This window comes from Streptomyces sp. AC1-42W (genome assembly GCF_003248355.1).
Taxonomy (GTDB): Bacteria; Actinomycetota; Actinomycetes; order Streptomycetales; family Streptomycetaceae; genus Streptomyces.
This window is the reverse complement of record NZ_QKWY01000002.1, coordinates 2,765,568-2,786,107: the sequence shown is the minus strand read 5'-3', so window position 1 is coordinate 2,786,107 and position 20,540 is coordinate 2,765,568. Positions and strand designations below refer to the sequence as shown.

General features: G+C 73.0%; 20 protein-coding genes and 1 pseudogene. 9 read left to right on the top strand and 12 right to left on the bottom strand.

What is annotated here, in order from left to right:
- The first annotated feature begins 33 nt into the window (after window positions 1–33).
- Genes DNK56_RS30445 through DNK56_RS30430 form a run of 4 tightly spaced genes read left to right on the top strand, consistent with a single transcriptional unit; the run spans window position 34 to window position 5,348 of the window.
- A complete protein-coding gene (locus DNK56_RS30445) occupies window positions 34–1,170 on the top strand; it encodes a gala protein (RefSeq protein WP_111338988.1) in 1,137 nt (378 codons plus the stop codon).
- On the top strand, window positions 1,167–2,924 hold the full coding sequence (locus DNK56_RS30440; RefSeq protein ID WP_111338987.1) for an ankyrin repeat domain-containing protein: 1,758 nt from the start codon (window positions 1,167–1,169) through the stop codon (window positions 2,922–2,924). Before DNK56_RS30445 ends, DNK56_RS30440 begins: the two co-directional genes overlap by 4 nt.
- Complete coding sequence (locus DNK56_RS30435; RefSeq protein ID WP_111338986.1) at window positions 2,921–4,156, top strand: AAA family ATPase; 1,236 nt, start codon at window positions 2,921–2,923, stop codon at window positions 4,154–4,156. The genes DNK56_RS30440 and DNK56_RS30435 overlap by 4 nt, the downstream gene beginning before the upstream one ends.
- A 4-nt stretch (window positions 4,157–4,160) precedes the next feature.
- Window positions 4,161–5,348 carry a vWA domain-containing protein gene (locus DNK56_RS30430; protein ID WP_111338985.1) on the top strand — a complete coding sequence of 396 codons (1,188 nt, stop codon included), beginning with the start codon at window positions 4,161–4,163 and terminating at the stop codon, window positions 5,346–5,348.
- A gap of 7 nt (window positions 5,349–5,355) precedes the next feature.
- On the opposite strand, the gene DNK56_RS30425 is transcribed toward DNK56_RS30430, so the two are convergent.
- The gene (locus DNK56_RS30425) at window positions 5,356–6,375 is read right to left on the bottom strand and encodes a fibronectin type III domain-containing protein (protein ID WP_111338984.1); all 1,020 of its coding nucleotides are present in this window, start codon (window positions 6,373–6,375) and stop codon (window positions 5,356–5,358) included.
- A gap of 132 nt (window positions 6,376–6,507) precedes the next feature.
- Between DNK56_RS30425 and DNK56_RS30420 the strand changes: the two genes are divergently transcribed.
- Window positions 6,508–7,251 carry an amidohydrolase family protein gene (locus DNK56_RS30420; protein WP_241990134.1) on the top strand — a complete coding sequence of 248 codons (744 nt, stop codon included), beginning with the start codon at window positions 6,508–6,510 and terminating at the stop codon, window positions 7,249–7,251.
- A 73-nt stretch (window positions 7,252–7,324) separates the two neighbouring features.
- The gene (locus DNK56_RS30415) at window positions 7,325–7,915 is read left to right on the top strand and encodes a TIGR03086 family metal-binding protein (protein WP_111338982.1); all 591 of its coding nucleotides are present in this window, start codon (window positions 7,325–7,327) and stop codon (window positions 7,913–7,915) included.
- Between the two features lie 52 nt (window positions 7,916–7,967).
- Here DNK56_RS30415 and DNK56_RS30410 read toward each other — a convergent pair whose 3' ends face one another.
- Entirely contained in the window at window positions 7,968–8,651 is a 684-nt protein-coding gene (locus DNK56_RS30410; RefSeq protein WP_199563573.1) for an alpha/beta fold hydrolase, read from the bottom strand.
- Between the two features lie 59 nt (window positions 8,652–8,710).
- On the opposite strand from DNK56_RS30410, the gene DNK56_RS30405 reads away from it, so the two are divergent.
- Both DNK56_RS30405 and DNK56_RS30400 read left to right on the top strand, forming a co-directional pair.
- Window positions 8,711–9,535 (top strand): chitosanase, encoded by an 825-nt coding sequence (locus DNK56_RS30405; RefSeq protein WP_111338980.1) that lies wholly within the window; start codon window positions 8,711–8,713, stop codon window positions 9,533–9,535.
- A gap of 294 nt (window positions 9,536–9,829) precedes the next feature.
- Window positions 9,830–11,026, top strand: coding sequence for an IS110 family transposase (locus DNK56_RS30400; RefSeq protein WP_111329880.1), 1,197 nt, complete (start codon window positions 9,830–9,832; stop codon window positions 11,024–11,026).
- Between the two features lie 8 nt (window positions 11,027–11,034).
- Here the strand turns inward: DNK56_RS30400 and DNK56_RS30395 are convergent.
- Together DNK56_RS30395 and DNK56_RS30390 are read right to left on the bottom strand one after the other, a co-directional pair.
- A pseudogene (locus DNK56_RS30395) lies at window positions 11,035–11,220 on the bottom strand (purine permease); the annotation flags it as partial.
- Window positions 11,219–12,574 carry an RNA-guided endonuclease InsQ/TnpB family protein gene (locus tag DNK56_RS30390; RefSeq protein ID WP_199563574.1) on the bottom strand — a complete coding sequence of 452 codons (1,356 nt, stop codon included), beginning with the start codon at window positions 12,572–12,574 and terminating at the stop codon, window positions 11,219–11,221. The gene DNK56_RS30390 and the pseudogene DNK56_RS30395, both read right to left, overlap by 2 nt.
- Window positions 12,575–12,597: 23 nt before the next feature.
- Between DNK56_RS30390 and tnpA the strand changes: the two genes are divergently transcribed.
- Window positions 12,598–13,026: an IS200/IS605 family transposase gene (gene tnpA / locus DNK56_RS30385; protein ID WP_111333421.1), complete on the top strand. Its 429-nt coding sequence runs from the start codon at window positions 12,598–12,600 to the stop codon at window positions 13,024–13,026.
- 98 nt (window positions 13,027–13,124) lie between these two features.
- Here tnpA and DNK56_RS30380 read toward each other — a convergent pair whose 3' ends face one another.
- From DNK56_RS30380 to DNK56_RS30345, 8 genes are all read right to left on the bottom strand, one after another.
- Window positions 13,125–14,402, bottom strand: coding sequence for a nucleobase:cation symporter-2 family protein (locus DNK56_RS30380; protein WP_446750391.1), 1,278 nt, complete (start codon window positions 14,400–14,402; stop codon window positions 13,125–13,127).
- Between the two features lie 277 nt (window positions 14,403–14,679).
- On the bottom strand, window positions 14,680–16,086 hold the full coding sequence (locus DNK56_RS30375; RefSeq protein WP_111338979.1) for an 8-oxoguanine deaminase: 1,407 nt from the start codon (window positions 16,084–16,086) through the stop codon (window positions 14,680–14,682).
- 335 nt (window positions 16,087–16,421) lie between these two features.
- Window positions 16,422–17,345, bottom strand: coding sequence for a factor-independent urate hydroxylase (gene pucL, locus DNK56_RS30370; RefSeq protein ID WP_111338978.1), 924 nt, complete (start codon window positions 17,343–17,345; stop codon window positions 16,422–16,424).
- 7 nt (window positions 17,346–17,352) lie between these two features.
- A complete protein-coding gene (gene uraH, locus DNK56_RS30365) occupies window positions 17,353–17,745 on the bottom strand; it encodes a hydroxyisourate hydrolase (protein ID WP_111338977.1) in 393 nt (130 codons plus the stop codon).
- Window positions 17,746–17,764: 19 nt separating this feature from the next.
- Entirely contained in the window at window positions 17,765–18,274 is a 510-nt protein-coding gene (uraD, locus tag DNK56_RS30360) for a 2-oxo-4-hydroxy-4-carboxy-5-ureidoimidazoline decarboxylase (RefSeq protein ID WP_111338976.1), read from the bottom strand.
- 177 nt (window positions 18,275–18,451) lie between these two features.
- Entirely contained in the window at window positions 18,452–18,829 is a 378-nt protein-coding gene (locus DNK56_RS30355; protein ID WP_111338975.1) for a helix-turn-helix domain-containing protein, read from the bottom strand.
- Window positions 18,826–19,077 carry a thiamine-binding protein gene (locus DNK56_RS30350; RefSeq protein ID WP_111338974.1) on the bottom strand — a complete coding sequence of 84 codons (252 nt, stop codon included), beginning with the start codon at window positions 19,075–19,077 and terminating at the stop codon, window positions 18,826–18,828. Before DNK56_RS30350 ends, DNK56_RS30355 begins: the two co-directional genes overlap by 4 nt.
- 82 nt (window positions 19,078–19,159) lie before the next feature.
- A complete protein-coding gene (locus DNK56_RS30345) occupies window positions 19,160–20,344 on the bottom strand; it encodes a lactonase family protein (RefSeq protein ID WP_111338973.1) in 1,185 nt (394 codons plus the stop codon).
- Window positions 20,345–20,540: the final 196 nt, after the last annotated feature.

Sequence of the window (20,540 nt, the reverse complement as noted above, 5' to 3'; positions counted from 1 at the left end):
GGGCACCGGCCCGCGGGGGACTGGGGAGAAGCGATGTCGCAGCCGATACCTGTGCGCTGTCCGGCCATTGAGCATCCGGACCTGCCCCTCGCCGACCCGGCCCTGCTCGGCCCGCTGCTCGACCGGCTGGCCGCGCACCCGCTCGTCGAGGCCGACGAGACCTATCCGCTGGGCGCGCTGCGGGCCGACGGCCGGCTGGACCTGTGCAAGCAGGGACTCGGACCGGCCGGCGCCGCCCTGGTCATGCCCGCCGCCGCCCGCTCACCGCACGCCGCGCACGTGCTCCTCGGCACCAACGCGCTGGGCGACGAGGGCGCGACCGCCGTCGCGGCGGCCCTGACCGGCGGCGGACACGGACTGCGCACCGTCTACCTCGGCTGCAACCGCATCGGCCCCGCAGGCGCCACCGCGCTCGCCGGGGCGCTGGCCGGCGACGACACCGTCCGGGCGCTCTGGCTCAAGCGCAACCCGCTCGGGGACACCGGCGTCCGCGCCCTGGCCCCGATGCTGCGCCGCAACACCACCCTGCGCACCCTCGACCTGGTCAACACCGGCGTCACCGAGGACGGCCTCACCGCCCTGCTCGACGTCCTGAGCGACCGCCCGCACCCCGTCGAACGGCTCTTCCTCGGCGGCAACGGGCTCGGCGCCGACGCCGCGCCGCTGCTCGCCCGGCTGATCCTGGACGCGGGCGTCCGGGAGCTCTACCTGCCCTGCAACCACCTCGGCGACGAGGGCGCGGCCGTGCTGGCGGCCACCGCCGACCCGGCCCGCCCCATCCGGCTCGGGCTCGGCGGCAACGGCATCGGGCCCGCCGGAGCCCGCGCCCTGGCCGGCGCGCTCGACGGGATCGAGGCGCTGGACCTGGGCCGGCCGCGCTCGGAACGCAGCCTCGGCGCCCCGCCCAACACCACCGGCGACCGGGGCGCGGACGCGCTGGCCGCCGCGCTCCCCGGCAGCCCGCTGCGCCGCCTCGAACTCCGCCACACCGGGCTGACCGGCCGGGGCGCCAAGACCCTGCTCGCCGCCCTCTCGCCCGGCTCCCGGCTGGAGTACGTGGGCCTGGGCCCCGGACTGCCGCGCCGGGTGAAGCGCACCTTCGCGACGCTGCTGCGGCCGGACGCCGGCGCGCACACCGACCTGCGCGCGGTCCGGAGCCTGTACCGATGACCGGCCAGGACGTCCGGCCGTTCCTGTCCCCGCAGGAGGCGTCGAGCCTGCGCCAGGTCCGCCGGTACGCGGTGCCGCGCACCATGATCGAGGCGACCGCCGCACGGCGGGCGGCCGGTGACTGGCGGGGCGCCTGCGCGGCCGCCGGCTTCGACGTGCGCATCGACCCGGAGAAGGTCGCCGCCCGCTACGGCGCCGAGGTCGCCGAAGCCCTCCTGGCCGACCTGCGCGACCTGGTCCCGGACCTGCTGCGCTGGCATCTGCCCCGCATACTCGCCGGGCGTTCGACCCTGGCCACCGAACGCACCGTGCTCCTGGCGGGTTACGGCGCCGGGCCCGCGTACCTCCAGCTGCGCACCCCGCCCATGGTGGACGGCCCGCAGCGCCTCCCGCTCCGCTTCGGGCCGCTGCGCGGCCGGGCCGCCGTCGCCGGGAACGCCGACGACTGGCGCGGTCTCGGGCACCTGTGGCGGGCGAGCCGGACCGGCGAACTGCGGGCCCGGGCCGGCGGCGCGGACCGGCTGCCGTTCCTCGCCCCGGACGGCACCCCGCTCCCCGCGGACCGGCTCCCGCAGGGCGATCCGGGCACCGCCGACCCGGTGTCCCGCGCGGAGTGGCTGAATCTGCTGCACCATCGGGGCCGGATCGCCGACGCGCTGGCCGGGGCCGGCATCGAGTGGGACCCGACGCCGCCGCAACTGCCCCGGTACTACCGGACCACGCCCGAGGCGATCATGACCGGCCTCGCGCTGGACGTGCCCCGGCTGGAGGCGGAGGTGCGCCGGTTCGCCCGCCTCGGCACCGCGGAACGGTTCCAGATCGCCCACGACTGGCGGGCGCGCGTACTGCTCGGCTTCACCGCGCCGGGGCTCGGCGGCCGGATGCGGATCGTGGTCGTCGACCGCGAGGCCGCCGGGGACGCGGTGCCGCTGCCCGAGGCGCTCTGGCGCCGGCTGCCCGACCTGGACCTGCTGGGCGACGGCGTCCTGACCCCGGCACAGCTGCATCCGCTGGTGGCCGGGGCGCTGTTCCCGGAGCACGAGGGCCCGTTCGGTCCGCCCGGCCCCACGCCGCCCGCCCCGGTGCGGGTGCGGTGCCGGGGCGAGTGGCACGAGGTCCGCTTCCGGGACGGCTCGCTGGACTCGCCGCACACCGCGCAGGAGCGGCAGCGCGAGAACGCCCTGCGCGCGTTCGGCGGGGCGGTCACCGGCTGCTTCGCCGTCGAGCACAGCTGCCTCACCGGCACCGGCCGGCTGCCCAGGGCGCTCGCCGCCCAGCGCCGCGACCTGTTCCTGCGCGCCCAGCACGGCGACACGGCGGGCGTCGTCGCCCTCCTGGACGCGGGCGTCGATCCGCGCGTCCGGGACGCCGGCCGGCACACCCTGCTCCACGTCCTGCCGCTGCTCGACCACACCGAGCTGCTGCCCCGGCTGCTGGCGGCCGGTCTCGACCTGGAGGCCAGGGACCACCGCGAGCGCACCCCGCTGGGCGCGGCGGTCTCGGGGCGCGGCTCGGCGGCCCTCGTCCGGGCCCTCGTCGATGCGGGCGCCCGCATCGACGTGAGCGACCAGACCGAACTGTCCCTGGAACAGATGATCCGCAAGTACCGGCGGGCCGATCTGGCGTTCCTCGCGGAGCGGGTGCTCGCGGAGCACCCGGACGCCGGGTCGGACTGGTGGGACGAGTGGGACGACAACGACGACGAGGACAACCACTTCGCCTACGACGAGGAAGAGGAAGGTGAGGAGGGGTGAGCACCGCGGCCCCCGGCGCCCCCGCCCGGCCGGCCCGGCCCGCAGCGCGGCCGGCGCCGCATCCCCTGGACGCGGCCGACGCGCTGAACGGCCGGCTGCGGGCCACCCGCACCGAGACCGTCGCAAGCCCGCAGCTGGAGGCGCTGTCCCTGGCGGTGACGGCCAATCAGCCGGTCCTGCTGTGGGGTGAGCCGGGTATCGGCAAGTCGGCGGGGCTCGAACAGCTCGCGGCGGGACTCGGCCTGGAGCTGGAGACCGTCATCGCCAGCGTCCACGAACCGTCCGACTTCGCCGGGCTGCCCGTCGTCGGCGACGACCCGGCCACCACCGGGGTGCCGATGGCACCGCCGGACTGGGCGGTGCGGCTCGCCGGACGCGGCCGGGGGCTGCTGTTCTTCGACGAGTTGTCCTCCGCTCCCCCGGCCGTGCAGGCCGCCCTGCTGCGCGTCGTGCTGGAACGCCGGGTGGGCAGCCTGGAGCTGCCGGAGGGCGTACGCATCGTGGCGGCGGCCAATCCGCCGTCCAGCGCGGCGGACGGCTGGCACCTCAGCCCGCCGCTCGCCAACCGCTTCGTGCATCTGCACTGGACGCACGACCCGCGCACCGTCGCCCGCGGCATGGCCGGCACCTGGCCGACTGCGCCTGTCCCCGTCGTCGATCCCGCGCGGGCGGCGGGCGCGGTGGCGCGGGCCCGGGGTGCCGTCTCCGGTTTCCTCACCGCCCGGCCGGGGCTGGTCCACCACCTGCCGGCCGACGCGGAGAGCCGGGGCAGGGCCTGGCCGTCGCCCCGGACCTGGGACATGGCGCTGCGGCTGCTCGCCACCGGGTACGCCACCGGCACCGGCCGGGACGCGGTGGCCGCCGCGCTGACCGGCGCGGTCGGGGACGGGGCGGGCATCGAGCTGCTCTCGTACCTGGAGAACCTGGATCTGCCCGACCCGGACCGGGTGCTGGCCGACCCGGACGCCTTCGCGCTGCCCGAGCGCGGGGACCGGCAACTGGCCTTCCTGATCGCGGTGGTGGCCGCCGTCCAGGCCGATCTCACCCGGCCGCGCTGGGAGGCGGGCTGGGCGGTGCTGGCCAAGGCGGTCGAGGCGGGCGTGCCGGATGTGGCGGCGCGGGCCGCGGTGGACCTGGCGTCGATGCGGGACACCGACTGGCCGGTCCCGGAGGGCATCGACGCCTTCCTGGAACTCCTCCAGCTGTCCGGCGCGCTGCCGGGGAGCGCCTGAGACCATGCCCGTACCCGCGCGGCTCCGGCTGGACCACACCAAGCTGCTGGCGGCGCGCTACCGTGCGGCGAGCGACCGGCCGTACCTCGCCACCGCGCTGTACGCGCTGTCCGTGGTGGCGAGCGACCGGGTGCCGACCATGGGGGTGGACCGGCACTGGCGCTGCTATGTGTCGCCGGAGTTCGTGGAGCGGACGCCGGTGGCCGAGCTGGCCGGGGTGTGGGTGCACGAGGTGGCGCATCTGCTGCGCGACCACCACGGCCGGGCGGCCCGGCTGCCGGCCACCGACCAGCGCGACGCGCACCGGGTCAATGTGGCGCAGGACTGCGAGATCAACGACGACCTGCTCGCCGACGGGCTGCCACTGCCGGAGGGGCGCGTGGAGCCGGGCCTGTTCGGGCTGCCGGCCGGACAGCTCTTCGAGGCGTACCTGCCCGCGCTGCCGCCCTCGCCACCGCCGTGCCAGTGCGGCTCGGGCGCGCACAACGGCCCGGCGCCCTGGGAACTGCCGCCCGCGCAGGGGCCGTCCGCGCTGGGCACGACGGAGGCGGAGGCGCTGCGGCGCCGCACGGCGGAGTCGATGCGGGCGCACCTGCGGACGCGCGGCACCCTGCCGCAGGGGTGGCGACGCTGGGCCGACGAGGTGCTGGAGCCGTCCGTGGACTGGCGGCAGGCGCTGGCCGGCGCGGTGCGGGAGGCGGCGGCCTGGGCGTCCGGGGCGGTGGACTACACATACCGCCGGCCGTCGCGGCGCGGCGCGGCCCTGCGCGGCATCGTGCTGCCGACACTGCGCCGGCCGCTGCCCCGGGTGGCCGTGGTCGTGGACACCTCGGGGTCGATGGGCGACGGGGAGCTGGGCGCCGCGCTGGGCGAGGTGACGGGGGTGCTGCGGGAGGTCGGCATCCGCGACAACCGGGTCTCCGTGCTGGCCTGCGACGCCGATGTGCACGCCGTGTCGCGGGTGACGGCCACCGAGCAGGTGACGCTCGGCGGGGGCGGCGGCACGGACATGCGGGTGGGCATCGCCGCCGCCCTGGCCGCGCCGGAGCGCCCCGGCATCGTCGTGGTCCTCACGGACGGCCACACCCCCTGGCCGGACGAGGCGCCCTCGTGCCGGCTCGTCGCCGCGCTGATCGGAGCGGACGCCCCTCAGCCGCCGCCGTGGATCGAGACGGTCCGCGTCCCCCTGTGACGCGGGCTCACTTGCCGAGGACCACCGTGAGCGGCTCCGAGAAGTCGCCCCATTTGCCGTCCGGCAGCTGGGCGCGCAGCGTGATCGCGTGGCTGGTGCCGCGCGGCTCGGCGGTGGTGTACTGGTAGGTGGCCCGCTCGGTGGGCGGTTCGGTGCCCCAGGCGATGGTGGTGGTCATCTTGCCGTCCAGGTACAGCTGGTACGTGTGGATCTCGCCGTCCGCCTTGGGCGGCGCCCACTCCAGGTCGACGGCGTACTCCTTGCCCTGGTCCTTGGTCGTGGCGCGCAGGCCGGTGGGGGCGGTGTCCGCCGGGGCGCCGGGGGCCGAAGCGGTGGTGAGGTGGAAGGCGTTGCTGTCGGGCGACGAGGTGTCGGCGGCGTCGCGGGCCCGCACGGTGAAGCTGTAGGCCGTACCAGGGCGCAGCCCGGTCACCCGGGCCGTGGTCTCGGTGCCGGGCACGGTGTGGATGCGGGAGCCCTCCTGGTAGATGTCGTACGCGGTGACGCCGATGTCGTCCGTGGAGCCGCCCCAGGACAGGGTGGCGGCCCGGTTGCCGTCCGCCTTGCCGCGCAGCTTGCCCGGCCGGGTGGGGGGCCCGTGGTCGGCGGGCGTGGGGGCGGGGGTGGTGACCTTGACGGCGGCGCTGGGCACGGAGACGTTGCCGGCCGCGTCGCGGGCGCGGACGGTGAAGGTGTACGCGGTCGACGCGGTGAGCCCCTCGATGTCGATCATCACCTTGGACGCGGGAACGGACTTGACCTTCCTGCCCTCGCGGTAGACCTCGTAGCCGGTGACGGCCTTGTCGTCGGTGGCGGCCTTCCACATCACGTGCGCGGAGGTGGCGCTGCTCGCCTGCACGGTGACCCCGCGGGGCGCGGTGGGTCTGCTGGTGTCCGCGTCGGGCCCCGGACCGGAGTCCGAACCGGAGCCGGAGCCGCAGGCGGTGGCGAGTGCGGCGAGGAGCAGAGCGGCGGCACAGGCCGCGGCGCCATGCGTGTGAGGGGATCGCACGGTGTTGCCTTCCATCGGGCAGCAATGGTCCAGACCTGTATCGCATGCCCTGGGCCCCGCCGACAAGAGCCGGAGCCGAACCTTCCACAATGTGCCGGTGTGCCCCTCCCCCCGCGCCCGACCCGCCGGTTGACGTACCGTCGGCGGATGCTGCGCATACGAGGTGTGGTACTGCCGGAACGCGAGGAGCGGACGTTCTGGATCGACGGCGAGGTGCTGCGCGCGCAGTTGCGCGAGCACCGGGACGCCGGGGTGCTCGCCGTCCGTACGCCGGGCACGGCCGCCCGGATGCCGGCCTGGGTGGACGAGCCCCCGGTGCCGCTCGCGCTGCTCACCGCGGTGGTGACCGCCGTCCACGCGGCGGGCGGCCGGGTGGCGGTGCACTGCCAGACCGCCGAAGGCAGCCGGAACGCGGTGCTGGCGGGGGCGGACAGCCTGGAGCACGGCATGTCCCTGGACCCCGCCCTGCTGGACCGGATGGCGGCGCAGGGCACGGCGTTCGTGCCGACGCCGGCCGTGTTCGGGGCGGGCGCGGACGCGATGCGGGCGCGGGAGCCGAGTGCGCGCCGCGATCTGTGGCTGGCCGGCTGGGACGCCATGTTCGGCACCGTCCGGGCCGCCCACGAGGCGGGGGTCACGGTGCTGGCCGGCACCGACTCGTTCCCCTGCGGGACCGTGGCCGGCGAGGCGTCGTGGCTGGCCAGGGCCGGGCTTCCGGCCGACGCGGCGCTCGGCGCGGCGTCCTGGACGGCCCGCGCCTGGCTCGGGCTGCCGGGCCTGGTCGACGGAGCGCCGGCGGATCTGGTGGCGTACGGCAGCGATCCGGTCGCCGACCCGGCGGTGCTGGAACACCCGGACCGGATCGTGCTGCGGGGACGCGTGGTGCGCTGAACGGCGACTTGCGGGGCGGGACGCGTGGTGCGCTGAGCGATGAGTCGCGGGCGGTCGGGCAGTCTCTACGGGTATGGATACGCAACCACTGGACCTGGAACCGGCCGCGCGCCGGATCACCGCGCAGCTCGACGCCGTCGACGACAGCGCGCTGGGGGCGGCGACCCCGTGCCCCGGCGTGACCGTGGGCGCCCTGCTCGCCCATGTCGAGGGCCTGGCCCTCGCCTTCCGTGACGCGGCCCGCAAGGAGCTGGGCCCGTCCACCGACACCGCCCCCGCCGTGGAGTCCGGCGTCCTGGAGGCCGGCTGGCGCACCGCGCTGCCCGCCGCGCTCGACGCGCTGGTGGCCGCCTGGCGCGCCCCCGCCGCCTGGGAGGGCATGACCAGGGCGGGCGGCGTGGACCTGCCCGGACAGGTGGCGGGGATGGTCGCGCTGAACGAGCTGGTGCTGCACGGCTGGGACCTGGCGAAGGCGACCGGGCAGCCGTTCGGCGCCGAGGACGCGCATCTGCACAGCTCGCTCGCGCTCCTGGCCGAGCTGGGCGGCGGCCCGCCCGCCGCCTCGCCCTTCGGCCCGCCGGTCCCGGTCGCCGAGGACGCCCCGCTGCTGGACCGGGCCGTGGCCCGCAGCGGCCGGCGCCCGGACTGGCGGCCGGGCGACTGAGACGGCGGCCGGGCGGCTGAGACGGCGGCGGAGACCTCGCGGAAGCCTCGCGTCAGCTGGTGAAGAACTCCGTGATCCGGTGCGCCGTCTGCTCCGGGTCCGTCTCGTGCGGGCGGTGGCCGCCGCCCATCGTGACCAGATGGCAGTCCGGGATCAGCGACGCCATGTCCTGGAGCCGGCCCTGCGGCATCTCGCTGCCCGGACCGCCGGCCAGCAGCAGCGTGGGCGCGACGATCTCGCCGAGGCCCCGCGCCCGGGCGGGGTCGGGGTCCGCCAGCTCGGCCCCGACCGACGCGAGCACCGCCTCGTCGTAGTCGGCCGGGCCGTCCGGGGAGGCCGCCGGGTACGCCGTACCGGGGAACGGCGGCGGGGTCTCCACCAGCACCAGACGCTCCACCCGGTCCGGGTGGTCCTGCGCCAGGAGGTGGGCGACGACCCCGCCCATGCCGTGGCCGACCACACCGACCCGGTCCAGCTCGCACTCGTCCAGGAACCCGAGCACGTCGTCGCGCATCAGCTCCAGGTCGTACGCGTCGGGCCAGTCGCTCTCGCCGTGGCCGCGCAGGTCGATCCCGTACACCCGCCACTCCTGCCCCAGCAGGCCGCCGGCCGCCTCCCAGCTCGCCGAACTCGCGCCGACATCGTGCAGCAGTACGACGGGCGACCCGAACGAGGCACCCCAGCTCCGGTACGCCAGCCGCACGTCGCCGACATCCACCACAGACCGTTCATCCATGCCCCGACGCTACCGCCGATTGCGCGGGCATCACGCCGCCGGCCTGGCAGGCTGGAGCGGTGAAGCCCACCACGCGTTCCCCGGTCACCCCGCTCGCCGCCCTCCTGCTGTGCGTCGCCGTCCTCGCCGGCTGCACCCCCGCCGGGGACGCGTGGGGCAAGGGGGCGGGCGCCGGGCTCGCCGATCCGGTGAAGAAGGACATCGCGATGCGACTGGTCGCCAGCGCGGAGAACTCGACGCTGGACTGGAAGGCCCAGTACAAGTACATCGAGGACATCGGGGACGGGCGCGGCTACACCGGCGGCATCATCGGCTTCTGCTCGGGAACCGGCGACATGCTCCGGGTCGTCGAGCGGTACGCGCGGTCCCGGCCGGGCAACGCGCTGGAGCGGTTCCTGCCCGCGCTGCGAAAGGTGAAGGGGAGCGACGCGCACACCGGGCTCGGCAACCCGTTCACCCGTGCCTGGGCGGCGGCGGCCGGTGACGCGCGGTTCCGGGCGGCGCAGGACGCCGAGCGGGACGACTCGTACTTCGACCCGGCGGTGCGCCGGGCACGGAAGGACGGCCTGGGCACGCTGGGCCAGTTCGTCTACTACGACGCGTACGTGATGCACGGCGAGGCCGACGCGGACGGCACCACCGGATTCCGTACGATCAGCAGCCGGGCACTCGCCGACGCCCGGCCGCCCGCGCAGGGCGGTGACGAGCGCGCGTACCTCGACGCGTTCCTCGACTCTCGGGTCGCCGCGATCCGCGAGGAGCCCTCGCACAGCGACACCAGCCGGGTGGAGACCGCGCAGCGAGTGTTCCTGCGGCGGGGCAACCTGGAGCTGGACCCGCCGCTGGACTGGAAGGTGTACGGCGACCGCTACCACATCGACTGAGCCGCCTGTGGCGCGTACGGCCAACCCCCGTACGCGCCACGAGACCTTGACGATACGTCAGTGGGCTCTACCTTCTTGATCGGGTTGATCGAGCCATTCGTAGGGTTGGGTCGCCCAGGGGTGCTGGGTGTGGCTATCAGTGGGCTGCCGTTTCGTGGCTACCATCGCTTCGCCGCCCGGCGCCCCACGACGACTCGGCCGCCGATTAGGAAGTGCGAACAAGTCGCTGTGTAGAGCAATGCCGGCGAGGTCGTCCGTGGTACGAACAGCACGCACACGTACGTCAGGAGCACGATGAGCCGGATATGGGCGGGGATCGACAGTGGCAAGGGCCATCATCACGGCCTCGCGCTGGACGCCGGGGGCAAGACCCTGCTGTCGCGGCGGGTCGCCAACGATGAGCCCGAGCTGCTGAAGTTGATCGGTGACGTCCTCGACCTGGCCGACGGCCGCCAGGTGACCTGGGCCATCGATATGACCGGCGGGGAGCCCGCGCTGCTGCTGGCTCTGCTGATCAACCACGGCCAGGAAGTCCTTTACATCCCCGGCCGTCTGGTGAACCGGGCATCCGACGGCTACCGCGGCGAGGGCAAGACCGACGCCCGCGACGCCTACGTGATCGCCGACCAGGCCCGGATGCGTCGTGACCTGCGGCCCATCCGCCCCGGTGACGAAGCCGCCATCGAACTCAAGCTGCTGACCGGACGCCGTGCCGACCTGGTCGAAGACCGCACCCGCGTGGTGAACCGGCTGCGCGGCACCCTGCTGAGCATGTTCCCGGCCCTTGAGCGTGCCTTGGACGTGACCAACACCGGCCCGCTCAGGCTGCTGACGGGCTGCCAGGCTCCGGCCGCGATCCGCCGCGCCGGGACCGCGCGGCTGACCAAATGGCTGGCCAACCGCAAGGTCCGCAACGCAAGAGCCTTGGCCGAAACAGCAGTTGAGGCCGCCGAGCGACAGCACACCGCCGTCCCCGGGGAGAAGACCACCGCCAAGCTGGTCCACACCCTGGCCGAGGAGGTGATGGCCCTCAACGAGCAGATCTCCGAGATGGACAAGCTCATCGAGGGCCGGTTTCGCGAGCACGAACTCGCCGACATAGTCCAGAGCGTCCCGGGCATCGGCACCGTGCTCGGTGCCGAGTTCCTCGCCGCTATCGGCGGCAGCCTGGACGACTTCGGCTCCCCGGACGCCCTGGCGGCCTTCGCCGGCGTCGCCCCCGCCCCTCGCGACTCGGGCAAGGTCAGTGGCAACCTCCACCGGCCGCTCAATTACCACCGAAGACTCCAGCGCGTCTTCTACACCTCCGCGCTGGTCAGCGTCCGCTACGACCCGAACTCGCGGAAGTTCTACGACCGCAAACGCGCCGAGGGGAAGAAGCACGTCCAAGCCGTGCTCGCCCTCGCCCGCCGACGCGTCAACGTCCTGTGGGCCCTGATCCGTGACCGACGGTGCTATCAAGTCACACCCTCAGCGACTGCGGCCGTTTGACAACAGCATTAGGAAGCGGCGGCCTCCATCGCCTTCGCCGGGTCGTGGCCGCCCGGCGCGGTTCCGGTCTCCCGGTCCGGTGTGCGGCCGAGGTGGTTGAAGGCCAGGTTCAGCACGATCGCCACGACGCAGCCGGTGGAGATGCCCGAGTCCAGGACGACCAGCAGGTCGTCGGGGAAGGCGTGTTGAAGCTCACTCCCTCGTGAACGAGGGAGATTCCCGCCTGGCTTGCGCCGGTGGGTTGGACGGCTTACGCCGCCTGACGACTGCCCTCCCGGCAGCCGGGATGACCACGGTGTGGCCGATCCGGTACAGGTGCAGGATGTTCCGGGCCGCGTTCTCGTCGGCGTTGCCGGTCCATCCGCACATGCTGTTCTTGCACACGAACGTGGCCTGGTCCTCGCGGCTGCCGGGTGTGACGAGCCCGCAGGCGTGGCAGCGCTGGGAGGTGTACGGGGCCGGGACCTTGACCAGGGTGCCCCCGTTTCGGGCGGTCTTGTACCCGAGCATGGTCATGGTCCGGCCCCATGCCTCTTGGGCTATGGAGCGGTTCAGTCCGGCCTTGGCCGCGACGTTCCTGCCCGGCTCCTCGATGGTGCCCTTGGCGCTCTTGGTCATGTTCGTGATGTGCAGGTCTTCCACCACGATCACGCCATACGTGCGGGCGAGCATGGTGGTGGTCTGGTGCTGCCAGTCGGTTGCTCGTCGCGTGGCTGTTGCTCGGAGTCTGCCGATCCGGCGGTACACAGCGCGCAGGCGGCCTGAGAACTTCTCTCCGCGCTTGCGGTGCTGCTTGAGACGTGCGGCGTGCTGCTCAAGGCGGAGCAGCACGGTTTTTTCCTTCTCGGTGAGCCACTTGTCCCGGTCGGCGGTGCCGTCGGGAAGGCGCGGCGCGTGGCTGTGGTCCTGGTGGTTGCCGTCCGATAGGGCGAGGGGGAGGTTCACGCCGAAGTCGATGCCGATCTCGGGACCGGTGTGCGGGGCCGGGACGGCCTCTCGGGTCTGGACGCGGAAGGCGATGTGCCAGCCGAGCGAGTCCTTGACCAGCCGTGCCCCGGTGATCCGGTTGTCGGTGTCGGCCCGCTTGCCGATGGGAAGGTCGCGGGTCCAGCGGAACCGGACCCGTCCGATCTTCGGGATCTGGGCCTCGCCCCAGCGGCGGTTGATCCGAACGATGTTCAGATCCCGGCCCTGCGGCACGTCCACCGTCAGCGGAGTGCGGATGCGGGCCTTGAAGTTCGGCTCGTCCGCCCGTCCTTCCCAGCAGTTCTTCCATGCCTGGAAATACGTCTTGAGGACGGCCTGTGCCGCCTGTGCGGGCAGCACACCGAGCCAGTCGATCTCTTTGCGGGCCTGCCGGATCGCCTCGTCCGCAGCCTTCAAGTCGCGGCGGTACTTCGGCGTCATCGTCCAGAAGTCGTGCAGCAGGTTCCACGTCGTACGCGCCGCGTGGCCCTGGTCGTCCATGAGCCGGACTTGCGCAGGAGTGAGCGCCAGTCGGGCGCGGTGCCCGAACTGCCGCTTCTCGTACGCGATTTCCTGACCCATGATCTTCACCCTAGCATAGGTTTATGTCACCACGATGGAACCCCAATCCCGATGTACGCACAGGACGTCACGTCGTCTACAACTTGCACGTCCACTTGGTTTTCGTAACGAAGTACCGACGCAAGGCCATGACCGACGCCATGCTGACGCGGTGCGAAGAGATCATGCGGGAGGTGTGCAGCGACTTCGAGGCCGAGCTGAAACAGTTCAACGGCGAGGACGACCACGTGCATCTCCTGGTGCACCACCCGCCAAAGGTCCAGCTCTCCAAGCTGGTCAACAGCCTCAAGGGAGTCTCGGCCCGGCTGCTGCGCAAGGAGTACGACAGCCACGTGCGCCGATATCTGTGGGGCGGACACTTCTGGTCCGGCTCCTACTTCGCAGGCTCCTGCGGCGGCGCACCGCTGACCGCGGTCAAGCAGTACATCGAGAACCAGAAGCGGCCCGTCTGACCGTTGCCCCGGAGGCTCGCAGCGAACTCCGGCGCTGCGCGCCTCCGCGCCAAGGATGGCCTTCACCCCCGCCCTGAAGGGCGGAGCACTGGCCAAGATCAGAGGTAGAAGTCCGGCGCCGCGATCGGGATCAGGCCGACGCCGACCGCCGCCGCGACGATCAGCGCGTTCTCGCCCTTCTCCAGGGCCGCACCGGCCAGGGTCTGCACGCCGCTGGCGGCGACCGAGCCGAACAGGACGATGCCGGCGCCGCCGAGGACCGGCAGCGGTACCAGGGCGATGACGGACGCGGCCACCGGGACCAGGCCGAGCAGCACGAGAATGCCGCCGCCCGCCGCGACGACGAAGCGACTGCGCACCTTGGTCATCGCGACCAGCCCGATGTTCTGGGCGAAGGCGCTGCACATGAAGCCGTTGAACAGCGGGCTGAGGGCGCTGCCCAGGGTGTCGGCGCGCAGCCCGCCCTCGATGGTCCGCTCGTCGGCGGGCCGGTCGACGATCTTGCCGAGGGCGAGCATGTCCGCCGTGGACTCCGTCATGCAGACCAGCATCACGATGCTCATGGAGACGATGGCGGCGATCTCGAACTGCGGGGCCCCGAAGTGGAACGGGGTGGGGAAGCCGATGGCGTCCGCGTCGCCGAGCGCGCCGAAGTCGGTGATACCGACGGGGATCGCGATGAGGGTGCCGGCCACGAGCCCGAGCAGGATGGCGATCTGCTGGAGGAAGCCGCGCAGGAGTTTGCGCAGGGCCAGCACGATGACGAGGGTGACCGCCGCCATGGTGATGTTGGTGGTGGAGCCGTAGTCGGCGGCGGTCGCGTTGCCGCCCTGGGACCAGTTGAAGGCGACCGGCAGCAGGGAGACGCCGATCAGGGTGATGACCGTGCCGGTGACCACGGGTGGGAAGAAGCGGATCAGTTTGCAGAAGTAGGGGGCGAGGACGAAGCCGAGGAGGCTCGCCACGATGATCGCGCCGAAGATGACGGCGATCCCGTCGTGTCCCCGGTCCTTGCCGATGGCCACCATCGGCGTCACCCCGGCGAACGAGACGCCGTTGACGAAGGGCAGCCGGGCGCCTATGCGCCAGAAGCCGATCGTCTGGAGCAGGGTGGCGATGCCCGCGGTGAACAGGCTCGCCCCCATCAGGAAGGCGGTCTCCTTCGCGGTGAGGCCGACCGCGGGCCCCACGATCATGGGCGGGGCCACCACGCCCGCGTACATCGCGGCCACGTGCTGGAGGCCGCTGGTGAACATCTTCAGTGGGGGGAGCGTCTCGTCGACCGGGTGTCCGCGGTCGGACGGTGCCGTCGCCGGCGCTCCGTCGGGGGTGGGGGTCGCACTTGCGTCGTCGCGAAACCTGGGCGTAGCTGCCACGGCGGTTCCTCCGGTCGGTTACACGTCTGCGGTGACGTGGGTGTCAGGGAGGTGGTCGCGGGGCCGGTCCGCCCGGACCGGGCCCCGTGTCGTGCGGTGGTGCGGTGCGGCACGTCGCAGCTGGTGCGGGCAGCTGGGAGCGCCGGAACGGGAGGCGCGTGCGCGTACGCGGCGCGCCTCCCGTCCCGGTTGCCGCGGACCCCGCTCGGGTCCGCGGCGGCCGGGGCGAGGGCCGTCCCCCTCTCCCGGCCTGTTCCGGGTCGCCGGTGCGGGGCCGTCAGGCTCCGGCGGCGATCTGGGCGAGGCGGCGGGCCTCGTCGCGGGTGGCGCGGGCGATGGCGTCCTCGTCGCCGGTGACCAGGCGGCCGGACTCGACGACCGGCCGGCCGTCGACCAGCGAGAGGGTGACCGGGGCCGCCGCGCCGAAGACGAGCGCGGTGACCGGGTCGGCGATGGAGGCGTGGGCGAGGGTGTCCAGCTTCCACAGGACCAGGTCGGCGAGCTTGCCGGGCTCCAGGGAGCCGGTCTGGGCGGCGCGGCCGAGGACCTGGGCGCCGCCGTAGGTGCCCAGGCGCAGCGCCTGACGGGCGTTCAGGGCGCGTTCGCGGTGGGCGCCGAGGCGGTTGATGAGGAGGGCGTTGCGCAGTTCGGTGTGGAGTTCGCCGGACTCGTTGGACGCGGTGCCGTCGACGCCGAGGCCGACCGGGACGCCCGCGGCGAGCATGTCGGGGACGCGGGCGATGCCGGCGGCGAGGCGGGCGTTGGAGGACGGGCAGTGGGCGACGCCGGTGCCGGTGCGGGCGAAGGCGGCGATGTCGGAGTCGTTCATGTGGACGCAGTGCGCCATCCACACGTCGTCGCCGAGCCAGCCGGTGGACGCGAAGTAGTCGGTGGGGCCCATGCCGAACAGCTCGTGGCAGAACTTCTCCTCCTCCACGGTCTCCGAGCCGTGGGTGTGCAGCCGTACGCCCTTGCGCCGGGCCAGTTCGGCGCCCTGGCGCATGAGTTCGGTGGATACGGAGAAGGGTGAGCAGGGGGCGACGGCGATCTGGGTCATCGCGTCGAAGGAGGCGTCGTGGTGGGCGTCCACGGTGGCCTCGGTGGCGGCGAGCGCGTCCTCCAGGGTCTCCACCGCGAAGTCGGGCGGCAGCCCGCCGTCCTTCTCGCCGCGGTCCATCGACCCCCGGGCGAGGGTGAAGCGTACGCCCAGGTCGCGGGCGGCGCCGATGATGGCGCCGGACAGGTCGCCGGAGCCGTGCGGGAAGACGTAGTGGTGGTCCATGGCGGTGGTGACGCCGCCGAGGGCCATCATGGCGAGCGAGCCCTGCGCGGCGGCGCGGACCATCGGTTCGTCGACGCGCGCCCAGGTCGGGTACAGCGCGACCAGCCAGTCGAACAGGTTGTGGTCGGTGGCCAGGCCGCGGGTGATCCACTGGTAGAAGTGGTGGTGGGTGTTGATCAGGCCGGGTGTGGCGAGGTGGCCGGTGCCGTCGACGCGGCGTACGACGTTCTCCAGGCCCTCGGGTGCCCGGCCGGCGCCGACCGCCTCGATGCGGTTTCCGGCGACGACGACGTACCCGGAGGCGTACTCGGTGTCGGCGGCGTCGACGGTCGCGATCGAGCAGTTCTCGATGACGATGCGTTCCACCCGGCCGGGGGCTGCCGGTGCTGCCGGTGCTGCCATGGTGCTTCCTTCTCTCATCCGGGATGTGGGCACGGCAGGACCCTAAGGGCTGTCCCGTAATCCCCGGCGGGCGCACGACGACAGCTACGGCACCTCGCTGCGTTGTCGGAACGTCCGAATACGTCCAGTATGCGAACGCCCCTCCGCCTTGCGATGCACCGCATCTGACGCCGCGCGCTGATCCACCGGGGATTACGGGACAGCCCTTAGGAGGATTTGAGTGCCACGGCGGTGCGGCCGTGGGTGCCGAGAGGGTTGCGGAACGCGTGGAGCGTCCCTGCGGCCCGGCCGGGGCCCGTCCGCGGCGGACGGGCGGGCCCCGGTGTGGCGCCGCGTCAGAGGTTGGTCAGATCGACCGGGATCTGCGGCTCGACGCCGTCGCGGAGCACGGTGCCCTCGATGAGCCCGTACGGACGGTCGGCCGCGAAATACACTTCGTTGTCGTTCTTGAGGCCGAACGGCTCCAGGTCCACCAGGAAGTGGTGGTTGTTCGGGAGCGAGAAGCGGATCTCGTCGATCTCGCCGCGGTGTTCGATGATGCGCGAGCCCATCTGGTAAAGCGTCTGCTGGAGCGAGAGCGAGTACGTCTCGGCGAAGGCGTGCAGCATGTGCTTGCGCGCCTGCTCGTAGGACTTCTCCCAGTTCGGCATGCGCTGTTCGTCGCTGGTCCAGTTGTAGCGCCAGCGGGCGGAGACGTCGGTCGCGAGGATGCGGTCGTACGCCTCCTTGAGTGTCGTGTACTTGTCCTTGGCGTAGCCCCAGAACTCGGAGTTGGTCGAGTTCAGCACGGTCAGGTCCTTGAGCCCGGAGACGACCTGCCACGCCTCGCCGTCGAAGGTGACCTGGGTGGTGCGGATCTCCTGGTTGCGGCGGACGAAGGAGTGCTTGACCTCGTCGGCGCCGATGAAGCGGGAGTTGGCGTCGGAGGTGGCGATCCGGTCCCAGGCGTACTCCTCGATGCGGATGCGGGCCCGCTCGATCGGCTCCTGCGAGGTCACGAAGTGCCGGGCGAGGTGGACGCCGAACTGCTCGGCGGAGTCGATGCCGTGTTCCTTGGCGAAGGCGAACACCGTGTTCTTGGTGGTGTCCGTGGGCAGGACGTGCGCGTTGGAGCCGGAGTAGTGGACGTCGTCCATGTCGCCGGAGAGGGCGACCGAGACGTTCAGGTCCTTGAGGTGGTGGGTGTCGCCGTCCCGCACGACCCGCAGGACGCGGGTCTCTGCCTTGCCGTACTGGTTCTGGCCGAGAATCGTGGGCATGTGTCTGCTAGCTCCCTCGGTATACGGAGTAGCCGAACGGGTTGAGCAGCAGCGGTACGTGGTAGTGCTCGCCCGGAGTGACGGCGAAGGTGATCGCCACCTCCGGGAAGAACGCGCCGCTGTCCCTTACGCGGGGGGCGTCCTGCTGCGCCTCGGCTTGCTTCTTGGCTGTGAAGTACGGCTCGGTCTCGAAGTCGAGCCGTACATGGGTGGTTCCTTCCGGCAGGGCCGGCAGGTCCTTGCAGCGCCCGTCCGCATCGGTCGCGGAGCCGCCGAGCGCCACCCAGTCCGCGTCGCGGCCCGTGCGGGCGGCGAGCGAGACGGCGACGTCCGCGGCGGGGCGGCCGATGCTGGTGTCCAGGATGTGGGTGGACACCGATGCGGTGGCGAAGGTGCTCAAGACCTTCACTCTCCTTCTGTTACGCGTCTTCCGTGACGAGGCGGGTGAGGCGGATGCGGTTGATCCTGCCCAGTTCGGTGCGCACGATCATCCGCTCCCGCTCGGGCGGGTTGCCGATCCGCGCCTTCACCGCGTCGCGCATCTGCTCGCCGGTGGCACCGGTGGCGCAGATCAGGAAGACGTGTCCGAACCGCTCCTGGTAGGCCAGGTTGAGTTCGAGCATTTCGGCCTTGAGTTCCTCGGAGGCCCCGGCCATTCCCCGCTGCTCGCGGGAGGAGGTCGGGTCGCCGGGCACGGGCCGGCCGATCGGGGGGTGACCGGCCATGGCCGCGGCCAGGTCCTCCGCGTCGAGTGCCGCCGTTGCGGTGTCGCTCGCGGAGAGCAGGGCTTCGGTGGTGGCGTACGGGCGGTGGGCGAGGATCGCTCGTGCCCAGGCCGCACTGGCGCACACCTCGTGCAGTGCGGCGGCCGCCTCGTTGTCCGCCAGGGTGTTGAACCGGGCGAGGCCCGGCGTGGAGCTCGAAGTCACGGGAGCCTCCGTGGCTGTTCCTCGCTGTGCGTTGGTCGGGCTGCGGATAGCTAACGCCCTCGGCAACACGACGTCAACAGTTTGTTGAAATTCTGTTCACGGAAAGGGCCGCCGCCCGGTCATCCGGGCGGCGGCCCGATCGTTCGGCTGTCGGCCACCCGTGCCGAAGCGTCCCAACTACCCGCTCTTCGTGCCGTTTTCCCTGTTCAGGTAGTTGTAGACGGTGAACCTGGAGACGCCCAGGGCGCCCGCCACGGTCTCCACGCCGTGCCGTACGGAGAAGGCACCGCGTGCCTCCAGCAGCCGGACGGCCTCCTGCTTGGCCTTGCGGTCCAGCTCGGCCAGCGGTATGCCGTGCCGGCGCTCCATCGCGGCCAGGATGTGATCCAGCGACTCCGACAGCTGCGGCAGCCGGACCGCCACGACGTCCTGGCCCTCCCAGGCCAGCACCACGTCGTCGGCGCGTGCCTCGCCCGGCCCGACGAGCTCGGCGCCCATCGCGTCGGCGAGCGGCTTCACGGCGGCGACGAGGGGATGGTCCACCGGTCCGGTCACTTCGGGTCCTCCCCGATGACGTTGACCTGGAGCGAGACCCGCGTGGCACCCGATGCCAGCGCCTGCCGCAGCAGGCTGTCCACGGCGGTGAGCACCTGGTCGGCGCCGCCCTCCGCCGTATTGCCGAACGGCCCGACGTCCACGGCGTCCAGCCCGGCCGACTGGATCACCTCACGGGCGACCACCGCGTGCGCGGGTGCCTCGTCGAGATCGAAGGGCTCGGTGGTGAACTCCACCCTCAAGCGCATGGTGCCTCCCTGCTGCGTCCACCGCGTCCGGGGCAGCCCCCCGCGGCTCGGGCTCGACCCTAGCGCCCGCGCACCGGCCCCCCTAGAGCGGCAGCACACAGACCGCCGAGGGCGCGGCGTACGGGGTGCCGACGCGGGTCAGCGCGCCGGAGGCCGCGTCCACCCGGAAGACGGTGACGGTGCCGGAGCGCTGGTTGGCGGCGAACAGCAGGGTGCCGTCCGGCGAGAACGCGGTGTGCCGGGGGAAGTCGCCGCCGACCGGCACGGTGTCGAGCAGGCGCAGCGCGGCCCCGCCGCCCTCGACGGCGTACCGGGTGAGGCTGTTGTGGCCCCGGTTGGCGAGGTAGGCGAACCGGCCGTCCGCGGTGACCAGGAACTGGGCGGGGTAGCTGGTTCCGGCGCCGGTGCCGGTGGACTGCGGGGTGCCCGGCGTGAGCCTGCCGGTGGCGGGGTCGTAGCCGCAGACGACGGCCGTGTTGTCGACCTCGCAGGCCAGGTAGGCGTGGCGGCCGTCCGGGTGGAAGGCCAGGTGGCGGGGTCCGGCGCCCGGCCGCAGCCGGGCGTACGAGAGCTGTTGCAGGGTGCCGCGCGCCTGGTCGAGCCGGTAGGTGTACACCGTGTCGTTGCCGAGGTCGGTGGCGAGGATGTGGTCGCCGTCGGGCGCGGTGACGATCTGGTGCGCGTGCGGGCTGTACTGGCCGGGTCCGGGGGCGGGCGAGCTGTGGGCGACCAGGTCGGTGCGCGCCCCCACCGATCCGTCGGCGGCCAGCGGGTGCACGGCGACGCTGCCGGAGGTGTAGTTGGCGCTGAGCAGCCAGCGCCCGCTCGGGTGCACCGAGAGGTGGCAGGGCCCGGAGCCGCCGGTGGACTGGGTGCCCAGGACCCGGAAGGTGCCGTCGCCGCCGAGCGCGACGGCGGTGACGCCGCCGTTCCACTGCTCGTTCACGGCGTAGAGCGTGCTGCCCGTGGGGTGGAGGGCGAGGTACGAGGGGTTCTGGACGCCGGTGACGGGGGTGCGGGCGGTGATGCGGCCGGACGCGCTGTCGTACGCGGCCACCCCGATGCCGGGGCCGGCCGGGGTGTAGGTGCCGGTGAACAGGGTGCCGGTGCGCAGGGTGCCGGTGGGCGGGGTCGCGGGCCGTGCGGGGTGCGGCGGGCGGGTGGGGGCCGGGCGGTCGGCGGAGCGCGCGACGCCGGGGGCGGCGGCGAGGGCGCCGCCCGCGAGGAGGGCGCCGAGCAGGGTGCGGCGGCTGGTGGGGGACGTCATGCGAAGCACCTCGTGGGGTCGGTTGCGTTCGATGTGTCAGCCACAGTGGCCGCCTCCGCATCCCACCGCAAGGCACGCACCGGCCATTGCGCAGGGCGCAACGTAAACCCCCTTCCACCGGCCCGGGTTGCGGGCACCCCTTGACAGCCTCGCCACCCGCCAGGCAATCTTCCGTTAGACAGAAACAAACTTCCGC

What these genes read in the sequence shown, in the direction of transcription:
- DNK56_RS30445 (WP_111338988.1), top strand. Translation starts at nt 34, where the DNA reads ATGTCGCAGCCGATACCTGTGCGCTGTCCGGCCATTGAGCATCCGGAC.
- DNK56_RS30440 (WP_111338987.1), top strand. Translation starts at nt 1,167, where the DNA reads ATGACCGGCCAGGACGTCCGGCCGTTCCTGTCCCCGCAGGAGGCGTCG.
- DNK56_RS30430 (WP_111338985.1), top strand. Translation starts at nt 4,161, where the DNA reads ATGCCCGTACCCGCGCGGCTCCGGCTGGACCACACCAAGCTGCTGGCG.
- DNK56_RS30425 (WP_111338984.1), bottom strand. Translation starts at nt 6,375, where the DNA reads ATGGAAGGCAACACCGTGCGATCCCCTCACACGCATGGCGCCGCGGCC.
- DNK56_RS30420 (WP_241990134.1), top strand. Translation starts at nt 6,508, where the DNA reads ATGCTGCGCATACGAGGTGTGGTACTGCCGGAACGCGAGGAGCGGACG.
- DNK56_RS30415 (WP_111338982.1), top strand. Translation starts at nt 7,325, where the DNA reads ATGGATACGCAACCACTGGACCTGGAACCGGCCGCGCGCCGGATCACC.
- DNK56_RS30410 (WP_199563573.1), bottom strand. Translation starts at nt 8,651, where the DNA reads ATGGATGAACGGTCTGTGGTGGATGTCGGCGACGTGCGGCTGGCGTAC.
- DNK56_RS30400 (WP_111329880.1), top strand. Translation starts at nt 9,830, where the DNA reads ATGAGCCGGATATGGGCGGGGATCGACAGTGGCAAGGGCCATCATCAC.
- DNK56_RS30390 (WP_199563574.1), bottom strand. Translation starts at nt 12,574, where the DNA reads ATGGGTCAGGAAATCGCGTACGAGAAGCGGCAGTTCGGGCACCGCGCC.
- tnpA (WP_111333421.1), top strand. Translation starts at nt 12,598, where the DNA reads ATGTCACCACGATGGAACCCCAATCCCGATGTACGCACAGGACGTCAC.
- DNK56_RS30375 (WP_111338979.1), bottom strand. Translation starts at nt 16,086, where the DNA reads ATGGCAGCACCGGCAGCACCGGCAGCCCCCGGCCGGGTGGAACGCATC.
- pucL (WP_111338978.1), bottom strand. Translation starts at nt 17,345, where the DNA reads ATGCCCACGATTCTCGGCCAGAACCAGTACGGCAAGGCAGAGACCCGC.
- DNK56_RS30350 (WP_111338974.1), bottom strand. Translation starts at nt 19,077, where the DNA reads ATGCGCTTGAGGGTGGAGTTCACCACCGAGCCCTTCGATCTCGACGAG.
- DNK56_RS30345 (WP_111338973.1), bottom strand. Translation starts at nt 20,344, where the DNA reads ATGACGTCCCCCACCAGCCGCCGCACCCTGCTCGGCGCCCTCCTCGCG.